This window comes from Pseudomonas sp. C6002, from assembly GCF_013385805.1.
In the GTDB taxonomy this organism is placed as follows: domain Bacteria; phylum Pseudomonadota; class Gammaproteobacteria; order Pseudomonadales; family Pseudomonadaceae; genus Aquipseudomonas.
Genome location: NZ_JACAPH010000008.1, coordinates 71,926 through 88,336, shown reverse-complemented (window position 1 = coordinate 88,336; position 16,411 = coordinate 71,926). Strand labels below are relative to the sequence as shown.

Here is a 16,411-nt window from a genome sequence, read left to right as displayed (position 1 = left end):
GGAGCTGGCTTGCCTGCGATGCGAGCCCCGCGGTGTATCTGCCACACCGAGGCGATGCCATCGCAGGCAAGCCAGCGCCTGCAAAGATATTCAGGACCGTGGCACATGCATGAGCATCCGCTGCAACGCTTTTTCAAATCCCTGCGCGAGCGGCCGGTATTCGCCTGGGAACGCTTCCAGATGCGCGATGTGCTGGTGATTGATCACCCGCTCTGCCAAGCGGTGTTCAGTCGTCAGGGCGCGCAATTGCTGCACTTTCAGCCCACGGGCCAGAAGCCCTGGCTGTGGTGCGCGGCCAAGTGGCCGCAGGTCGGCGCCATCCGTGGCGGCGTGCCGGTGTGTTGGCCGTGGTATGGCCGCCATCCCAGCGAAAACGCCTGGCCGTCCCATGGCTGGGCACGGCTGATCGACTGGAAGTTGCTGGACAGCAGCACCGACGACGACGGTGTGCGTTTGCACTGGCAATTGCAGCTATGCGACTGGCAGGTGGACCTGCATGCACACCTGGGGGAAACCCTGGAGCTGCGCCTGGCCACCGAGCACCAGGACGAGCTGCCGTGCCAATTGAGCCATGCTTTGCACGCCTATTGGCGGATTGGCAACGTTGGTGAGATAGCGCTGTCTGGGCTCGATGGCGCGCAGGGCTACGACCAGCTGAATCGCCAGGCGTGCCAGCAGGAAGGTGAGTTGCGTGTCGATGGTGGGTGTCAGCGGGTGTTCCAGCACGACGGTGAACTGCACCTCAAGGACCATGCCTGGCAGCGCGAATTGTGCATCGACACCGGCGAGAGTGCCGACACGGTGGTGTGGCACCCGGGGAGTCGACCATTGCTGGGGGTGAGCTTCAACGAGGCTGCGGGGTTTGTGTGTGTGGAGTCGGCGATGGCTGCTGCGAGCCTGGCGCCGGGGGAGCGGGCGCATTTGAGTTTGCAGGCGAGGGCGGGGGCTTGATCCGGATGTTCCGGTGTTGCTGATGCCGCTTTCGCGAGCAAGCCCGCTCCCACATTAGACCGAGTTCCACTTTTGGAATGCAGTCGAATGTGGGAGCGGGCTTGCTCGCGAAGAGGCCGGCACATTCACAGTAGATTCGGGCCTAGTTGAATTCATCCCCAACCGGATACCGGCTGTCGTTCAAGCTCTCTTTGATCTTGCGCAAGTGCGGCTGGAAATCCACTCCGCGACGCAAGGTCATGCCCGTCGCCAGTACATCCAGCACCGTCAACTGAATGATCCGCGAGGTCATCGGCATGTAGATGTCGGTGTCTTCCGGCAACGGAATGTTCAGGCTCACCGTACTGGCCTTGGCCAGCGGCGAATTTTCGGCGGTCACCCCCAGCACCGAGGCGCCGTTTTCCCGCGCAATACGTGCTACTTCCACCAGTTCACGGGTACGCCCGGTGTAGGAAATGATCACGAACAACTCCCCGGTGTGGGCCACCGAGGCGATCATCCGCTGCATCAGCACATCGGCGTGGGCCGTGACCGACAGGTTGAAACGGAAAAACTTGTGCAGCGCGTCCATGGCCACCGGCGCCGAAGCACCCAGGCCGAAGAAGTGGATCTGCCGAGCCTGGATCAGCAGGTCGACGGCCTTGCTGATCAGGTTCGGGTCCAGGGCCTGGCAGGCGCTGTCGAGGGACGCGATGGCACTGCCGAAGATCTTCTGGGTGTAGGCCTCCGGGTTATCATCGGCCTCCACCGCGCGGCTGACATACGCCGCGCCGCTGGCCAGGCTTTGCGCCAGCTGCAATTTAAGTTCAGGGTAACCACTCACGCCGAACGAGCGGCAGAAGCGGTTCACTGTAGGTTCGCTGACCGAAGCGGCCTGGGCGAGGGCGGCGATAGAGAAGCGGGTCGCCTGCTGCGGGTTGAGCAGGATGACCTCGGCGACTTTACGTTCAGCCTTGTTCAGTTCTTCGAGGCGTTTCTGGATCTGTTCCAGTAGATTTCGCACGCGGTCCATTCATGTTTCCTTAGGGCGACGATGCAAATAAGGGTCGTCAACCAATCGACGAGCGGCCCTTTGCGGTGGCCTATCCTACTGAGGGTAGTTGAACACCACCACTCGGAATACGTTTTTCGGGAAAATGTTGTGGTTATTACTACATTTTTCCTTGAGTGATGCCTTAAAAAAAGGTATTTGTAGCTTAACTTGATAAAAGAACAAACATCATGCCTTCGATAACCGTAGAACCCTGCACCTTTGCCCTGTTTGGCGCCTTGGGTGATCTGGCGCTGCGCAAGTTATTTCCTGCCCTCTATCAACTCGATGGTGCGGGCCTGCTGCACGAAGACACGCGCATCCTGGCCCTGGCCCGTGAGGCCGGTTCCGAGCAACAGCACCTGGCCCACATTGAAAAAGAATTGCGTGGTTACGTTGGCAAGGAACTGGACGAAACCGTCGCCCAGCGTTTCCTGGCCCGCCTGACGTACCTGCATGTCGACTTCCTGAAGGCCGATGACTACGTCGCCCTGGCAGAGAACGCCGGCACCGAACAACGCCTGATCGCCTACTTCGCTACCCCGGCGGCGGTCTATGGCGCGATCTGCGAGAACCTGTCCAAGGTCGGCCTGGCGGAAAATACCCGCGTGGTCCTGGAAAAACCCATCGGCTCGGACCTGGATTCCTCGCGCAAGGTCAACGACGCCGTGGCGCAGTTCTTCCCGGAAAACCGCACCTACCGCATCGACCACTACCTGGGCAAAGAGACCGTCCAGAACCTGATCGCCCTGCGTTTTGCCAACAGCCTGTTTGAAACCCAGTGGAACCAGAACTACATCTCCCACGTGGAAATCACCGTGGCCGAGCAAGTAGGCATCGAAGGTCGCTGGGGCTATTTCGACAAGGCCGGGCAGCTGCGGGACATGATCCAGAATCACCTGCTGCAGCTGCTGTGCCTGATCGCCATGGACCCGCCGGCCGACCTGTCTGCCGACAGTATTCGGGACGAGAAGGTCAAGGTGCTCAAGGCCCTGGCGCCCATCAGCCCGGACGGCCTGACCACCCAGGTGGTGCGTGGCCAATACATCGCCGGCTACAGCGCCGGCAAGCCGGTACCGGGTTACCTGGAAGAAGAGAACTCCAACACCCAGAGCGACACCGAGACCTTCGTCGCCCTGCGTGCCGATATCCGTAACTGGCGTTGGGCCGGGGTGCCGTTCTACCTGCGTACCGGCAAGCGCATGCCGCAAAAACTGTCGCAGATCGTCATCCACTTCAAGGAACCGTCCCACTACATCTTCGCCCCCGAGCAGCGCTTGCAGATCAGCAACAAACTGATCATCCGCCTGCAACCGGACGAAGGGATTTCCTTGCGCGTGATGACCAAGGAGCAGGGCCTGGACAAGGGCATGCAACTGCGCAGCGGCCCGCTGCAACTGAATTTTTCCGACACCTATCGCAGCGCACGGATTCCCGATGCCTACGAGCGGCTGTTGCTGGAAGTAATGCGTGGCAACCAGAACCTGTTTGTGCGCAAAGATGAAATCGAAGCTGCGTGGAAGTGGTGTGACCAGTTGATCGCCGGATGGAAAAAATCCGGTGATGCGCCCAAGCCGTACGCGGCGGGCTCCTGGGGGCCAATGAGCTCGATTGCACTGATCACGCGGGACGGGAGGTCTTGGTATGGCGATATCTGATTTGAAACTGCCTCAGGGCGTGACTGCCCATGAGTACCGCAACCCGGTGCTGCTGGCGGATGGCTTGGCCAATGACGTGGCCGAACAACTGCGCGCGGCCATCAGTGCCCGTGGCGAGGCGACCCTGGTGGTGTCCGGCGGCCGCAGCCCGGTGGCGTTCTTCCAGAACCTCGCCAAGCAAGGCCTGGACTGGTCCAAGGTGACCATCACCCTGGCCGACGAGCGCTGGGTGCCGGTGGAACATGCCGACAGCAATGCCGGCCTGTTGAAGAAGTATTTGCTGCAAGGCCCGGCGGCCAAGGCCAAGTTCCTGAGCCTGTACAGCGTCGCCGCCACCCTTGACGACGCTGCCGAGCAGGCCGATCGCCTGCTGGCCGAGTTGCCGACGATTGATGTGCTGGTACTGGGCATGGGCGACGACGGCCACACCGCGTCGCTGTTCCCCAACAGCCCGAACCTGGCTGAAGCGTTGAAGCCGGACGGCAGCCGTCGTTGCTGGCCGATGCTGGCGCCGACTGTGCCGCACCAGCGCCTGACCATGAGTCGCGCGCTGCTGGCCACCGCCCACTACACCGTGCTGTCGATTTCAGGCAGCTCGAAATTGACCACCTTGAGCGCCGCGCTGGCCAGTGACGACGTTGCTGCCATGCCGATACGCGCGTTTTTGCAACCTACTCTAGAGATTTACTGGTGCCCATGAGCCAAGGATCAGCCGCGATGAACAGCCCTCAACCTACCGTTTCCATGGCGGACAAAGTTGCCTTGATCGACAGCCTCTGCGCCAAGGCGCGGATCCTGCCGGTGATCACCATTGCCCGTGAACAGGACATCCTGCCGCTGGCCGATGCCCTGGCAGCCGGTGGTTTGACCGCACTGGAAGTGACCCTGCGTTCGCAGTTCGGCCTCAAGGCCATCCAGGTACTGCGTGAGCAGCGTCCGGAGCTGTGCACCGGTGCCGGTACCGTGCTGGATCGTCATATGCTGGAAGCGGCCGAAGTGGCCGGTTCGCAATTTATCGTCACTCCCGGGATTACCCGTGACCTGCTGGAAGCCTCGGTACACAGCTCGATTCCGCTGTTGCCGGGCATCAGCAATGCCTCCGGGATCATGGAAGGTTATGGCCTGGGTTATCGCCGTTTCAAGCTGTTCCCGGCTGAAGTCAGCGGTGGCGTGGCGGCGATCAAGGCCCTGGGCGGCCCGTTTGGCGAAGTGAAATTCTGCCCGACTGGCGGTGTTGGCCCGGCCAACATCAAGAGCTACATGGCGTTGAAAAATGTGATGTGCGTGGGCGGTAGCTGGATGCTTGATCCGGAATGGGTCAAGAACGGCGACTGGGCACGCATCCAGGAAACCACCGCCGAGGCGCTGGCCCTGCTGGACTGATTGGATTTACCGAATCGTTGTTGCTGTGTTCTACGGCATTTTTGCGGTGCACTTGGTCGGTGTGCCGCTTTTTTTTGCCTGCGGAAAATGGCCCACTCCCACTGTAGGAGCGAGCTTGCTCGCGAATAAACCGAGAGCACCGCTGGGTGTCAGGTTTCCCGTGTCATCGTTAACGACCTTCGCGAGCAAGCTCGCTCCTACAGTGATATCGCGCTCAGTTCGGTGATGGCTTTGATCAGCGCATGAATGTCCGCCGCTGACGTCAAAAAGCCTGGTGTCACCCGAATACAACTGCCGAACGAGGCCCCGCTGCGGGTTGTGGTGAAGAGGTTGTATTCCTTGAGCAGTCGGTCCGCCATCACCTGCTGATCCGGCTTGTCAGTGAACTTGAACGACGTGATCGCGCAATACAGCCGTGGGTCGTCCGGCGTCAGCACTTCAATTCCCGGCAACTGCCGCACCTCACTCACCCACAAATCCCGCAGGTAATTAAGGCGGGCGCCCTTGGCCCTGGATCCACCCAGCAAACGATGCTCTTCGAACACCAGCGGCAAGGTCATCAACGCCGGGAAATTCGGCGTGCTGTACGGCGTGCGGGCACGTACATCGGTCACCGGATAGTGAAACTCACCCATGTCCGGATCAATGTCCGCCAACCGTTGCGGGTCGATATAAATAAAGCCCAGGGTCAACGGCGCACCGATCCACTTGTGCAGGTTGAAACCGGCAAACGCGATACCCAACTGCGCCAGGTTGAACTCGATCTGCCCCAGCGCATGGGCGCCATCGAGGATCACATCAATTCCATGTTCCCTGGCAGCGCCGGCAATCGCCTCCACCGGCATCACCAGCCCGGTGCGGTGAGTCACGTAGGTCAGTGCCAGCAGTTTCAGGCGGGGATAGCGCAGGAACGCATCGCGATACGTCTGCACCAGGCTGTCGAAACTGGCCGGGTGTTCGTGGGCAATTTCGATCACTTCTACGCCGCGATTCTGCGCCAGCCAGCGCATGGCGCCCTTGACGGTGTCGTACTCCAGGTCGCTGATCAGCACCTGGTCGCCGGGCTGCAAGCGGTTGTAGTTGCGGATCAGCGACTGCAACGCATCCGAGGCGCAGCGGGTGAGGGCGATGGCTTCAGGATCGGCGTCCATCAACTGCGCCAACTGGTTACGGATCTCGACGTTTTCGCCCTGCTCGAAACGCTGGCGCACATGGATCGAGTTGCTGCGGTTGATGAAGGCGACGTTGTCCTGATACTGCTCAAGTACCGCGCGGCTCATGCGCCCGAAGTAACCGTTTTCGAGGTTGATCGGGCCGGGCTCCAGGTCGTAGCGCTGGGCGATGGCGTGCCAGTGTTGTTCGTCGCGGGTACTGTCCATGTGCGTGCTCTATTAATGACGAGGGGCGGGCTTGCCGTGCTTGGCGCGTAGGGGTTCCAGCAGTTCGGATAAACCGTTGTGGTCGATTTCCTGCATCAGGGCCAGCAACCCGCCCAGTTCGCCGTGGGGGAAACCTTCACGGGCGAACCAGTTCAGGTAGGGGCCGGGCAAGTCGGCAATGATCCGGCCCTTGTACTTGCCGAAGGGCATTTCGCGGGTGATCAGCAGTTCAAGTTTTTCAGGGTTCATTGCGGCTTCAGGTGTTTGAGTCGATGCCTTGGAAAATACAGGCATTCTGCATGGAGGCCAAATGACAGATCATGCAAATAAAGCGGATACAGATTTTTGTTTATTAGCTAACTTATTGAAATTTAAGTAATAAATTGTTTTTCAAAAGCTGGCACGGGCGCTGCAATTACTAATACACGTTTCTTAACCCGCGAAGGAATTGAAAAATGACTGATATCAACAAAGAATCGATCTCCGTACTCAACGACCTGATCGAGACCAGCAAAGACGGCCAGGAAGGCTTCAAGACCTGCGCAGAAGACATCAAGCACCCAGAACTCAAAGCCCTGTTTGCCAAACGTTCCGTTGATTGCGGTACCGCCGCTGCCGAACTGCAGACCGCAGTAAGAGCGCTGGGTGGCGATCCGGAAGATTCCGGCAGCGTCGCCGGTGCCTTGCACCGTGGTTGGGTCGACGTGAAGTCGATGGTGACCGGTAAAGACGAAGAAGCCGTGCTGAACGAAGCCGAGCGCGGTGAAGACCACGCACTGAAGGCTTACAAAGAAGCGATCGAGAAGATCAACAAGCACAACCTGCTGGGCATTCGTGACCTGGTAGAGCGTCAGTTCCACGGCGCGCAACGCAACCACGACCAGGTGAAAGCCCTGCGTAACCAGGCTCGCGCTCAGTCTTGAGCCCCGCCTGAATAAAAAAGCCCCGCAGATGCGGGGCTTTTTCATGGGCGTTCGTTCAACCGATGCTGATGGCCGGCAGTTCGGTCAGGGTCACGGTCTGCTGCTTGCGTGGCGCGAGGATCTCGGCTTCGCCATCCACCACCAGTTCATCGCGCTGGTTGAATACGCGGGTGGCGATACGCACGCGGAATTTCGGCAGCTTCTCGAGGATTTCCAGACGCACGGTCAGGGTGTCGCCGATTTTGACCGGCTTCTGGAAGGTCATTTGCTGGCCGATGTATATCGTGCCGGGCCCAGGCAACTCGCACGCAACCGCCGCGCTGATCAGGGCGCCGCTGAACATGCCGTGGGCAATGCGCTCCTTGAACATGGTCGCCTTGGCGAATTCGGCGTCCAGATGCACCGGGTTGTGGTCGCCGGACATTGCCGCGAACAACTGGATATCGCGCTCTTCGACGGTCTTGCTGTAGCTGGCGGTCTGGCCGACTTCGAGGGCTTCGTAAGGCGTGTTGGTAACCTGGGTCATCAGTTGGTGCATCCTGTGGCTAATCAGAAATCTTAATATATTGATTTTAAACGAAAAATCATTCGCAGCGAGTAGGGCGGCGCAGCACTGCTGCCTGGGCCAGCCACGTCAGCACGTCGGCTGTGACCGCATCACGGTTGGTTTCGTTGAATAATTCGTGGCGCGCCTGTGGGTAAATGCTCAGCTCCAGGTGCTGGCAGCCGGCTTCACGCAACGCATTGGCCAGACTTTTGAGACGCTTGCCTTCACTGACCGGATCACATTCACCGCCCATTATCAGGATGGGCAGCCCCGGGTCTATCTGAGCGAGATTGGACGCTTTGCTGATTTGCTGCAAGCCGCCCAGCAGGTCGATCCACAGCTGGTTGGTGCAACGGAAGCCGCAAAGCGGGTCGCTGACGTACTTGTCGACCTCGGCCGGGTCACGGCTGAGCCAGTCGAAAGCGGTGCGATTGGGTTTGAACGCCTTGTTGAACGATCCAAATGACAGGAAATCAATCAGCGCACTGCGCCCGCGCAACCCCTGGCGCAGGCGTTCGACATGGGCAATCACCTTGGCCGCGCCGTACAGCGCCACCGGCTGGAAATTCGAGCCGCTGAGAATCGCCCCGTTAAGGCTCGCGCTGTGGTGCAGCAGGTACGCCTGGGCAATGTAGCTGCCCATGCTGTGGCCCAGCAGGATGATCGGCACCCCCGGCGCTTGCTGGCCGATATGCTGGTTGAGGCTCGCCAGGTCGCCCACCACCTTGTTCCAGCCGTCTTTCTCGGCGAACAGCCCCAGGGTGCCCTCGTCGGCGGTACGCCCGTGGCCGCGCTGGTCGGGGGCGTACAGGCCGTAGCCGGCATCGCACAACGCCTGGGCCAGGCGGGCATAGCGGCCACTGTGCTCGGCCATGCCGTGGGCCAGCATGATCAGCGCCTTGGGCGGCCCGTCCGGCAGCCACTGGTTGACGTACACCCGACTGCGGTCATTCGCGGTCAGCCAGAAAGTGGTGTGGTTCATGGCGCTTCCTTTGCTCAGGGTCGTTGCAGTGTATAGCTCATTCACCGCAGGCCGCTGGATCAGCGCTGGCCTTGGCGGGGAGATTCACACAATCAATGACGCATCTTGTTGTATTTGCCTGATTGACCATAGCTGCTAACGTCCCCAAAGCTCCGCTTTCATCGCAACATCAAAAGCGGCCGGACCACTCAGGTAAGAGGACAAGAATAATGCAACCTGATTTCTGGAATGACAAACGCGCAGCCGGGGTTCCCAACGAGATCGACCTCACAGCCTATAAATCGGTGATCGAAGTCTTCGAGCGTTCCTGCAAGACCTTTGCCGATCGTCCGGCGTTCAGCAACATGGGGATCACCCTGACCTACGCCGAGCTGGATCGGCGCAGCGCCGCGTTCGCCGGTTACCTGCAGTGGCACACCGACCTCAAGCCGGGTGACCGCATTGCCGTGCAGATGCCCAACGTCCTGCATTATCCGATTGCCGTTTTCGGCGCCCTGCGCGCCGGGCTGATCGTGGTCAACACCAACCCGTTGTACACCCCGCGGGAAATGCGTCACCAATTCAAGGATGCCGGCATTCGTGCGCTGGTGTACCTGAACCTGTTTGGCTCGCGTGTTGAAGAAGTCAGCAAAGACACCGAGATCGAATACCTGATCGAAGCGAAGATGGGCGACTTCATGCCCGCTGCCAAGGGCTGGCTGATCAACACCGTGGTCGACAAGGTGAAGAAGATGGTCCCGGCCTATAACCTGCCGCAAGCCATCTCCTTCAAGCGCGCCCTGCGCATGGGCGCCGGCCAGGCACTCAACCGCCATCCGGTGACCCTCGACGACATCGCGGTGCTGCAATACACCGGCGGCACCACCGGCCTGGCCAAGGGCGCAATGCTTACCCACGGCAACCTGGTGGCCAACATGCAGCAAGTGCGGGCGTGCATGTCGCAACTGGGGGACGACGGCCATCCGCTGATCAAGGAAGGCCAGGAGGTGATGGTGGCGCCGCTGCCGCTGTACCACATCTATGCCTTCACCGCGAATTGCATGTGCATGATGGTATCGGGCAACCACAACGTACTGATCACCAATCCCCGGGACATTGGCGGCTTTATCAAGGAGCTGAAAAAGTGGCGCTTCACCGGGCTGCTGGGGCTCAACACGCTGTTCGTGGCCTTGATGGACCACCCGGACTTCAAGAGCCTGGATTTCTCCCACCTCAAGCTCACCAACTCCGGCGGCACCGCACTGGTCAAGGCCACGGCCGAGCGCTGGCAGCAACTGACCGGCTGCGCGATTGGTGAAGGCTACGGCTTGACCGAAACCTCACCGGTGGCCAGCACCAACCCCTATGGCGGCAAATCGAAGCTGGGCACCGTGGGCATTCCGGTGCCGGGCACGGCGATGAAGATCATCGACGACAACGGCGCGGAGCTGCCGCTGGGCGAGCGGGGCGAGCTGTGCATCAAGGGCCCGCAAGTGATGAAGGGCTACTGGCAGCAACCGGTGGCGACCGCCGAGACCCTGGACGCCGAAGGCTGGCTCAAGACCGGCGATATCGCGGTGATCGACCCGGACGGCTTTGTGCGCATCGTTGATCGCAAGAAGGATCTGATCATCGTCTCGGGGTTCAACGTGTACCCCAACGAGATCGAAGACGTGGTGATGGCGCATCCGGCGGTGGCCAGCTGCGCGGTGATCGGCGTACCGGACGAGCGTACCGGCGAGGCGGTGAAGCTGTTTGTGGTGGCCCGTGCCCAAGGCGTGAGCCTTGAAGAGCTGAAGACCTACTGCAAGGCCAACTTCACCGGCTACAAGGTGCCCAAGCATATTGTGTTGCGTGAGTCGTTGCCGATGACGCCGGTGGGCAAGATCCTGCGGCGCGAATTGCGCGACATAGCCTGATTTGAAATAAGGTCAAAAAATGTGGGAGCGGGCTTGCTCGCGAAAGCGGTATACCAGTCGACATATCCTGTGACTGACACTGCGCTTTCGCGAGCAAGCCCGCTCCCACATTTGGTTTTTATTCATTCAGTTTAAATGCGTAGAAGCCCATTCCAGAGCCCTTTCTTGGCTTATAGAATCTTTGCTCTAAAAATGACCATTAGATATTCTTGAGTCATGTTTATGACCGTAGGGGCCTCTTTTGGCTCTAGGCGGCCCTTGGCAAAGCTGCTACTCTCGGCGCGCTTTGTGACCTCTTGGCCTGCTTTTAACCGCCAGACTCACCCAAAAACAAACAAATAATAATCGCATCAAATGCGATGAATGAATTCGCGTCGCTGAGGAGTGGGCTTCCATGATCGAAGACTTTTGGAAGGATAAGTACCCCGCCGGGATTGCTGCAGAAATCAATCCAGACGAGTATCCGAATATTCAGGCGGTACTGAAGCAGTCCTGCCAACGCTTCGCCAACAAACCGGCTTTCAGCAACCTGGGCAAGACAATCACCTACGGTGAACTGTACGAACTGTCCGGCGCCTTCGCCGCTTACCTGCAACAGCATACCGACTTGCAGCCCGGTGATCGAATCGCCGTGCAACTGCCCAACGTCCTGCAATACCCGGTCGCCGTATTCGGTGCCATCCGTGCCGGCTTGATCGTGGTCAACACCAACCCGCTGTACACCGCGCGGGAAATGGAACACCAATTCAACGACTCCGGTGCCAAGGCCCTGGTCTGCCTGGCCAACATGGCGCACCTGGCTGAAAAAGTCGTGCCCAAGACTTCCGTCCGGCACGTGATCGTCACCGAAGTCGCTGACCTGTTGCCGCCGCTCAAGCGCCTGCTGATCAACAGCGTCATCAAGTACGTGAAGAAGATGGTCCCGGCCTATCACTTGCCCAAGGCGATCAAGTTCAACGATGTATTGGCCAAGGGCCACGGCCAGCCGGTGAACGAAGTCAGCCCCGCCAGCGACGAAGTCGCCGTGCTGCAATACACCGGCGGCACCACGGGCGTGGCCAAGGGCGCGATGCTGACCCACCGCAACCTCGTCGCCAACATGCTGCAGTGCAAGGCGCTGATGGGCTCCAACCTGAATGAAGGTTGCGAGATCCTGATTACCCCGCTGCCGCTGTACCACATCTATGCCTTCACCTTTCATTGCATGGCGATGATGCTGATCGGCAACCACAACATCCTGATCAGCAACCCGCGCGACCTGTCGGCGATGGTCAAGGAACTGTCGAAGTGGAAGTTCAGCGGCTTTGTCGGCCTGAACACCCTGTTTGTTGCCCTGTGCAACAACGACGCCTTCCGCAAGCTGGATTTCTCGGCGCTGAAGGTCACCCTGTCAGGCGGCATGGCCCTGCAACTGGCGGCGGCCGAGCGCTGGAAAGCGGTCACCGGCTGCTCCATCTGCGAAGGTTACGGCATGACCGAAACCAGCCCGGTGGCCACCGTGAACCCGATCCAGAACATCCAGATCGGCACCATCGGCATTCCGGTGCCGTCGACCCTGTGCAAGGTCATCACCGATGACGGCGTCGAGCTGGCGCTGGGTGAAGTGGGCGAGTTGTGCGTCAAGGGCCCGCAAGTGATGAAGGGCTACTGGCAGCGCGAAGACGCCACCGCCGAGATCCTCGACAGCGAAGGCTGGCTGAAGACCGGTGACATCGCGATCATCCAGCCGGATGGCTACATGCGCATTGTCGACCGCAAGAAGGACATGATTCTGGTCTCCGGTTTCAACGTCTACCCCAACGAGCTGGAAGACGTGCTGGCGACCCTGCCGGGCGTGCTGCAATGCGCGGCCATTGGTGTGCCGGACGAGAAGTCCGGGGAACACATCAAGATCTTCATCGTGGTCAAGCCGGGTGCCAGCCTGACCAAAGACCAGGTGATGGAGCACATGCGCGCCAACGTCACCGGCTACAAGGTGCCCAAGGCCGTGGAATTCCGCGATGCGCTGCCGACCACCAACGTTGGCAAGATTTTGCGCCGTGAACTGCGGGATGAAGAACTGAAGAAGCTGGGTTTGAAGAAGTAACTCGGCCCCCAACAAAAAGCCCCGCAGATGCGGGGCTTTTTATTGAACGCTGATTCCGTAACTTGGAATGCAATCCAAATGTGGGAGCGGGCTTGCTCGCGAAAGCGGTGTGCCAGTGATATACCGGTTACTGACACACCGCATTCGCGAGCAAGCCCGCTCCCACAGGTTTTACCGTATTCCTACAGTGCGAACTGCGCGAAGCTCACACCGGCACCGGCCGGGCGTACGTCCTTGAGGAACGAGTCCTTGTCGGCACTCAGCTCCAGGGTAATCTCCGGCTTGCGCTTGCCGGCATTGCGCACCACCAGGCCTTCCAGCTTCTCGCGCAGAAACACCGTTGGCACCTTCAGGTGCAGCAACTGGTCGCTCTCGGCGTTGTGCATCAACAAGTGGATCCACTCGTACTGGCCCACGGCAATCCGGCCCACCGGCAGGTCGAACCACCAGATGTTGCGTTTGCGGTCCAGGTCGGTGAAGTGGCAGTTGTTGACACCGAGTACGGCACCGCCCAGTTCCTGGTTTCTGCGGGCAATGGCCTGTGCTTTATTGAGTTTCATAACCTTCCTACGGGATCTGTTACCCAGCGCTTGCGCCTGGATGTGCCCGGCATTCTCGTGGGTTGGCCGCAAAACATAAAGCCAAACCTGTACGGCGCGATGAAATGCCGCTGAAAAAATAATTGAAACTCTCTGGAAAGGCCAAGGGTCAACGATTACGTAGTGACCAAAATCCTTGATTGTTCCCAGGAGAAATACCATGAGTAGCACATCGGATAAGGCAAAAGGTTTGGCGAACGAAGCCGTAGGCAACATCAAGCAAGGTGTTGGCAAAGTCACCGGCAACGACAAGTTGCGGGCTGAAGGCGTGGTTCAGGAAAAGAAAGGTGAAGTGCAAAAAGCAGTCGGCGACACCAAGGACGCAGTAAAGAAAGCGGTCAAATAGTCCCGACCTGGCTGCCTGCACTCCAGCAGCCCGACGGCCATCCACGGATGGCCGTTTTTGTGTCACCTGCAGTGATTAAAGTTTGGAAATTGTTTCAAGGTCGCCAAATAAGCTACCTTGATGTAGAAAACGGCCCCTGAGTCGCCCACGAACTCAACTTTTTGCGGCGAAAGGAGACGCTATGATTTTTCCGGTATTACAAGGCTTGCCCCTGCACAAAGTGCTGGTGCGCACTGTCACAGAGTTCCTCGATGACGAGATGCCTACGTACGCCTCGGCGCTGGCCTACCAGATGCTGTTCTCGCTGTTTCCCTTCCTGCTGTTCCTGATTGCCCTGATCGGTTTCCTGCACCTGCCGGACTTCTTCACCTGGCTGCGCATGCAATCGGAACTGGTATTGCCGCCCCAGGCCCTGGAGCAGGTCAACCCGGTGATCGACCAGTTGCAGCAATCCAAGGGTGGCCTGTTGTCGGTGGGTATCGTGATCGCGCTGTACACCGCCTCGGCGGGTGTGCGCCTGATGATGAGTGCGATGAATGCCGCCTATGACGTGGTGGAAGGCCGACCGATCTGGAAGCGCTTCCCGCTGTCGATTTTCTACACCGTAGGCTTCGCCGGCATGCTGTTGGCCGCCGCCGCCCTGATGGTGCTCGGGCCCCAGGTGATGGAATGGCTGGCGGGGCAGATCGGCATGCAGGAATTCGTGGTCACGCTGTGGACCATCCTGCGTTGGCCGCTGATCGTCATCCTGTTGATGTTCTCCGTGGCGTTGATGTACTACGTGATGCCTGACGTGAAGCAGAAGTTTCGCTTTATCACCCCGGGATCGGTGCTGGCGGTGGTGGTCTGGATCGTCGCTTCCCTGGGTTTTGGCTACTACGTCAAAACCTTTGCCGACTACAACGCCATGTATGGCAGTATCGGCGCGATCATTGTGCTGCTGTTGTACTTCTACATCTCGGCTGCCGTGCTGTTGCTGGGGGCGGAGATGAATGCGGTGATCGAACACATGTCGGCCGAAGGCAAGGATCCTGGTGAAAAGGACTTTGGCGAGCACGACGACAAACAACATGTCTCAGGCCTTGGCCGGGACCACTCACTCAAGCCCACTACCGATGAAGTCTGATCGATGATCCGTGAAATCCTGAAAATGGGCGATGAGCGCCTGCTGCGTATTGCCCCGCCGGTTCCGCCGGAAATGTTCGACAGCCCCGAGCTGTGGCAGTTGATTGATGACATGTTCCAGACCATGGAACACGTCGGCGGCGTCGGCCTGGCCGCACCGCAGATTGGAGTGGACCTGCAACTGGTGATCTTCGGTTTCGAGAGCAGCGAACGCTACCCGGACGCGCCCGCCGTGCCCCAGACCATCCTGATCAACCCGCTGATCACGCCCCTTAGCCCGGTGCTGGAAGAAGGTTATGAAGGGTGCCTGTCGGTGCCTGGTTTGCGTGGGGCAGTGGACCGTTACCAGCAGATTCGCTACGAAGGGTTTGACCCCAAGGGCGAGCCGATTGTGCGGATTGCCGAAGGCTTTCACGCGCGGGTGGTACAGCACGAGTGCGATCACCTGATCGGCCGGCTGTACCCATCGCGGATTACCGATTTCAGCAAGTTCGGGTTTATCGAAGTGATGTTCCCGGATATGGATCCGACGGCAGACGAATAACCCTCAGGCAAAACACACCTCAAACGGTGGGAGCGGGCTTGCTCGCGAAAGCGGAGTGCCAGTCACCGAAGATATAGACTGATCCACCGCATTCGCGAGCAAGCCCGCTCCCACATTTGTTCTGCGTGCATTCAGCTTATTTTGCGGGCTTCACAAACCGCAACGTCATCCGGTCCGACTCACCAATCGCCACATACTTGGCCTTGTCCTTTTCCCCCAACGTCAACGCCGGCGGCAAGGTCCAGACCCCATCCGGGTAGTCCTTGGTATCTTTCGGGTTGGCATTCACCTCGCTCTGCCCCTCAAGCTTGAACCCCGCATCCGTCGCCAGTTTCACCACATACGCGGTGGTCAGGTAACCGCTGTGCTTGATGTCTTCCAGCGACGCCCCGTCCTTGGCCCGGTGATCCACCACCCCCAGCACGCCGCCCGGTTTCAACACCTTGAAGAACGCCTCGAACATCGCCGGCGCCGTATCCGCCATCACCCAGTTATGCACGTTGCGAAAGGTCAGCACGGTGTCGGCCGAGCCAGGCTTGCCCAGCACCGGAGCCTTGGGGTCGAACTCGGCGAAGCCGGCCTTGGAATAATGCACCGGGTCTGCGGCGAATTTCTTTTTCAGGTTTTCTTCTGATGTACGCGCGTAGGCACTGCTGTTCGGCGCCTGCACGGCGGCGATGTAGTGGCCGTTATCCTTGAGCAGCGGCGCCAGCAGCTCGCTGTACCAGCCACCACCGGGGGTGATTTCGATCAGGGTCTGGTCGGCCCGCAGGCCAAAGAACTCCAGGGTCTGCTGCGGGTGACGATACCCATCACGCGCGCTGTTGGCCGACACGCGCCAACTGCCGGCGAGCACGGTTGCATACTGCTCGGCGGAAACCGGCGCTTCGGCTGCCTGGCTCAACGCCGGGGCGAGGAGAGCTGCAAGGGATAAGGCTGCAAGGGTCGCTTTCATGATCA

Annotated in this window: 17 protein-coding genes and 1 pseudogene; 10 read left to right on the top strand and 8 right to left on the bottom strand. The window is 59.5% G+C overall.

Annotated features, from left to right (window positions below; all coding sequences use genetic code 11):
* Positions 1 to 105 precede the first annotated feature (105 nt).
* The gene (locus HX817_RS03680; RefSeq protein ID WP_003213018.1) at positions 106 to 951 is read left to right on the top strand and encodes a D-hexose-6-phosphate mutarotase; all 846 of its coding nucleotides are present in this window, start codon (positions 106 to 108) and stop codon (positions 949 to 951) included.
* Between the two features lie 142 nt (positions 952 to 1,093).
* Here HX817_RS03680 and HX817_RS03675 read toward each other — a convergent pair whose 3' ends face one another.
* A complete protein-coding gene (locus HX817_RS03675; RefSeq protein WP_173406104.1) occupies positions 1,094 to 1,954 on the bottom strand; it encodes a MurR/RpiR family transcriptional regulator in 861 nt (286 codons plus the stop codon).
* 218 nt (positions 1,955 to 2,172) lie between these two features.
* Here HX817_RS03675 and zwf point away from each other — a divergent pair, with 218 nt between their 5' ends.
* From zwf to HX817_RS03660, 3 genes are read left to right on the top strand one after another with little or no spacing between them, the layout of a single operon-like run.
* Complete coding sequence (zwf, locus tag HX817_RS03670; RefSeq protein WP_003213023.1) at positions 2,173 to 3,639, top strand: glucose-6-phosphate dehydrogenase; 1,467 nt, start codon at positions 2,173 to 2,175, stop codon at positions 3,637 to 3,639.
* On the top strand, positions 3,626 to 4,339 hold the full coding sequence (pgl, locus tag HX817_RS03665; RefSeq protein WP_087693179.1) for a 6-phosphogluconolactonase: 714 nt from the start codon (positions 3,626 to 3,628) through the stop codon (positions 4,337 to 4,339). Before zwf ends, pgl begins: the two co-directional genes overlap by 14 nt.
* A 17-nt stretch (positions 4,340 to 4,356) precedes the next feature.
* Positions 4,357 to 5,022: a bifunctional 4-hydroxy-2-oxoglutarate aldolase/2-dehydro-3-deoxy-phosphogluconate aldolase gene (locus tag HX817_RS03660; protein ID WP_003213027.1), complete on the top strand. Its 666-nt coding sequence runs from the start codon at positions 4,357 to 4,359 to the stop codon at positions 5,020 to 5,022.
* A 99-nt stretch (positions 5,023 to 5,121) separates the two neighbouring features.
* On the opposite strand, the pseudogene HX817_RS31250 reads toward HX817_RS03660, so the two are convergent.
* The 3 genes and pseudogenes from HX817_RS31250 to HX817_RS03650 all read right to left on the bottom strand — a co-directional run.
* A pseudogene (locus HX817_RS31250) lies at positions 5,122 to 5,229 on the bottom strand (outer membrane lipoprotein carrier protein LolA); the annotation flags it as partial.
* The gene (locus tag HX817_RS03655) at positions 5,220 to 6,401 is read right to left on the bottom strand and encodes an aminotransferase class V-fold PLP-dependent enzyme (protein ID WP_177039808.1); all 1,182 of its coding nucleotides are present in this window, start codon (positions 6,399 to 6,401) and stop codon (positions 5,220 to 5,222) included. The gene HX817_RS03655 and the pseudogene HX817_RS31250, both read right to left, overlap by 10 nt.
* Before the next feature lie 12 nt (positions 6,402 to 6,413).
* Positions 6,414 to 6,650: a DUF3820 family protein gene (locus tag HX817_RS03650; protein ID WP_003213031.1), complete on the bottom strand. Its 237-nt coding sequence runs from the start codon at positions 6,648 to 6,650 to the stop codon at positions 6,414 to 6,416.
* A 206-nt stretch (positions 6,651 to 6,856) separates the two neighbouring features.
* On the opposite strand from HX817_RS03650, the gene HX817_RS03645 reads away from it, so the two are divergent.
* Complete coding sequence (locus tag HX817_RS03645; protein ID WP_003213033.1) at positions 6,857 to 7,324, top strand: PA2169 family four-helix-bundle protein; 468 nt, start codon at positions 6,857 to 6,859, stop codon at positions 7,322 to 7,324.
* A 55-nt stretch (positions 7,325 to 7,379) separates the two neighbouring features.
* On the opposite strand, the gene HX817_RS03640 is transcribed toward HX817_RS03645, so the two are convergent.
* Both HX817_RS03640 and HX817_RS03635 read right to left on the bottom strand, forming a co-directional pair.
* Entirely contained in the window at positions 7,380 to 7,850 is a 471-nt protein-coding gene (locus HX817_RS03640; protein ID WP_003213034.1) for a MaoC family dehydratase, read from the bottom strand.
* A gap of 58 nt (positions 7,851 to 7,908) precedes the next feature.
* Positions 7,909 to 8,853, bottom strand: a complete 945-nt coding sequence (locus tag HX817_RS03635; RefSeq protein WP_003213037.1) for an alpha/beta hydrolase — start codon at positions 8,851 to 8,853, stop codon at positions 7,909 to 7,911.
* 209 nt (positions 8,854 to 9,062) lie between these two features.
* Between HX817_RS03635 and fadD2 the strand changes: the two genes are divergently transcribed.
* Both fadD2 and fadD1 read left to right on the top strand, forming a co-directional pair.
* Complete coding sequence (gene fadD2, locus HX817_RS03630) at positions 9,063 to 10,751, top strand: long-chain-fatty-acid--CoA ligase FadD2 (protein ID WP_003213039.1); 1,689 nt, start codon at positions 9,063 to 9,065, stop codon at positions 10,749 to 10,751.
* Between the two features lie 394 nt (positions 10,752 to 11,145).
* Complete coding sequence (gene fadD1 / locus HX817_RS03625; protein ID WP_003213041.1) at positions 11,146 to 12,837, top strand: long-chain-fatty-acid--CoA ligase FadD1; 1,692 nt, start codon at positions 11,146 to 11,148, stop codon at positions 12,835 to 12,837.
* Between the two features lie 182 nt (positions 12,838 to 13,019).
* On the opposite strand, the gene HX817_RS03620 is transcribed toward fadD1, so the two are convergent.
* Positions 13,020 to 13,397: a hypothetical protein gene (locus HX817_RS03620; RefSeq protein WP_003213043.1), complete on the bottom strand. Its 378-nt coding sequence runs from the start codon at positions 13,395 to 13,397 to the stop codon at positions 13,020 to 13,022.
* A 199-nt stretch (positions 13,398 to 13,596) separates the two neighbouring features.
* Between HX817_RS03620 and HX817_RS03615 the strand changes: the two genes are divergently transcribed.
* The 3 genes from HX817_RS03615 to def all read left to right on the top strand — a co-directional run bounded on the left by HX817_RS03615 (position 13,597) and on the right by def (position 15,451).
* Positions 13,597 to 13,782 carry a CsbD family protein gene (locus tag HX817_RS03615; protein ID WP_003213044.1) on the top strand — a complete coding sequence of 62 codons (186 nt, stop codon included), beginning with the start codon at positions 13,597 to 13,599 and terminating at the stop codon, positions 13,780 to 13,782.
* Positions 13,783 to 13,963: 181 nt separating this feature from the next.
* Entirely contained in the window at positions 13,964 to 14,908 is a 945-nt protein-coding gene (locus tag HX817_RS03610) for a YihY/virulence factor BrkB family protein (RefSeq protein WP_177008473.1), read from the top strand.
* A gap of 3 nt (positions 14,909 to 14,911) precedes the next feature.
* Positions 14,912 to 15,451 carry a peptide deformylase gene (gene def, locus HX817_RS03605; RefSeq protein WP_003213049.1) on the top strand — a complete coding sequence of 180 codons (540 nt, stop codon included), beginning with the start codon at positions 14,912 to 14,914 and terminating at the stop codon, positions 15,449 to 15,451.
* A gap of 136 nt (positions 15,452 to 15,587) precedes the next feature.
* On the opposite strand, the gene HX817_RS03600 is transcribed toward def, so the two are convergent.
* The gene (locus HX817_RS03600; RefSeq protein ID WP_177039807.1) at positions 15,588 to 16,406 is read right to left on the bottom strand and encodes a class I SAM-dependent methyltransferase; all 819 of its coding nucleotides are present in this window, start codon (positions 16,404 to 16,406) and stop codon (positions 15,588 to 15,590) included.
* Positions 16,407 to 16,411 lie beyond the last annotated feature (5 nt).

Coding starts and splice junctions, on each gene's coding strand:
- def (WP_003213049.1), top strand. CDS start 14,912: ATGATCCGTGAAATCCTGAAAATGGGCGATGAGCGCCTGCTGCGTATT.
- HX817_RS03660 (WP_003213027.1), top strand. CDS start 4,357: ATGAACAGCCCTCAACCTACCGTTTCCATGGCGGACAAAGTTGCCTTG.
- pgl (WP_087693179.1), top strand. CDS start 3,626: ATGGCGATATCTGATTTGAAACTGCCTCAGGGCGTGACTGCCCATGAG.
- HX817_RS03635 (WP_003213037.1), bottom strand. CDS start 8,853: ATGAACCACACCACTTTCTGGCTGACCGCGAATGACCGCAGTCGGGTG.
- HX817_RS03645 (WP_003213033.1), top strand. CDS start 6,857: ATGACTGATATCAACAAAGAATCGATCTCCGTACTCAACGACCTGATC.
- HX817_RS03650 (WP_003213031.1), bottom strand. CDS start 6,650: ATGAACCCTGAAAAACTTGAACTGCTGATCACCCGCGAAATGCCCTTC.
- HX817_RS03615 (WP_003213044.1), top strand. CDS start 13,597: ATGAGTAGCACATCGGATAAGGCAAAAGGTTTGGCGAACGAAGCCGTA.
- HX817_RS03680 (WP_003213018.1), top strand. CDS start 106: ATGCATGAGCATCCGCTGCAACGCTTTTTCAAATCCCTGCGCGAGCGG.
- fadD2 (WP_003213039.1), top strand. CDS start 9,063: ATGCAACCTGATTTCTGGAATGACAAACGCGCAGCCGGGGTTCCCAAC.
- fadD1 (WP_003213041.1), top strand. CDS start 11,146: ATGATCGAAGACTTTTGGAAGGATAAGTACCCCGCCGGGATTGCTGCA.
- HX817_RS03655 (WP_177039808.1), bottom strand. CDS start 6,401: ATGGACAGTACCCGCGACGAACAACACTGGCACGCCATCGCCCAGCGC.
- HX817_RS03620 (WP_003213043.1), bottom strand. CDS start 13,397: ATGAAACTCAATAAAGCACAGGCCATTGCCCGCAGAAACCAGGAACTG.
- HX817_RS03600 (WP_177039807.1), bottom strand. CDS start 16,406: ATGAAAGCGACCCTTGCAGCCTTATCCCTTGCAGCTCTCCTCGCCCCG.
- HX817_RS03610 (WP_177008473.1), top strand. CDS start 13,964: ATGATTTTTCCGGTATTACAAGGCTTGCCCCTGCACAAAGTGCTGGTG.
- zwf (WP_003213023.1), top strand. CDS start 2,173: ATGCCTTCGATAACCGTAGAACCCTGCACCTTTGCCCTGTTTGGCGCC.
- HX817_RS03640 (WP_003213034.1), bottom strand. CDS start 7,850: ATGACCCAGGTTACCAACACGCCTTACGAAGCCCTCGAAGTCGGCCAG.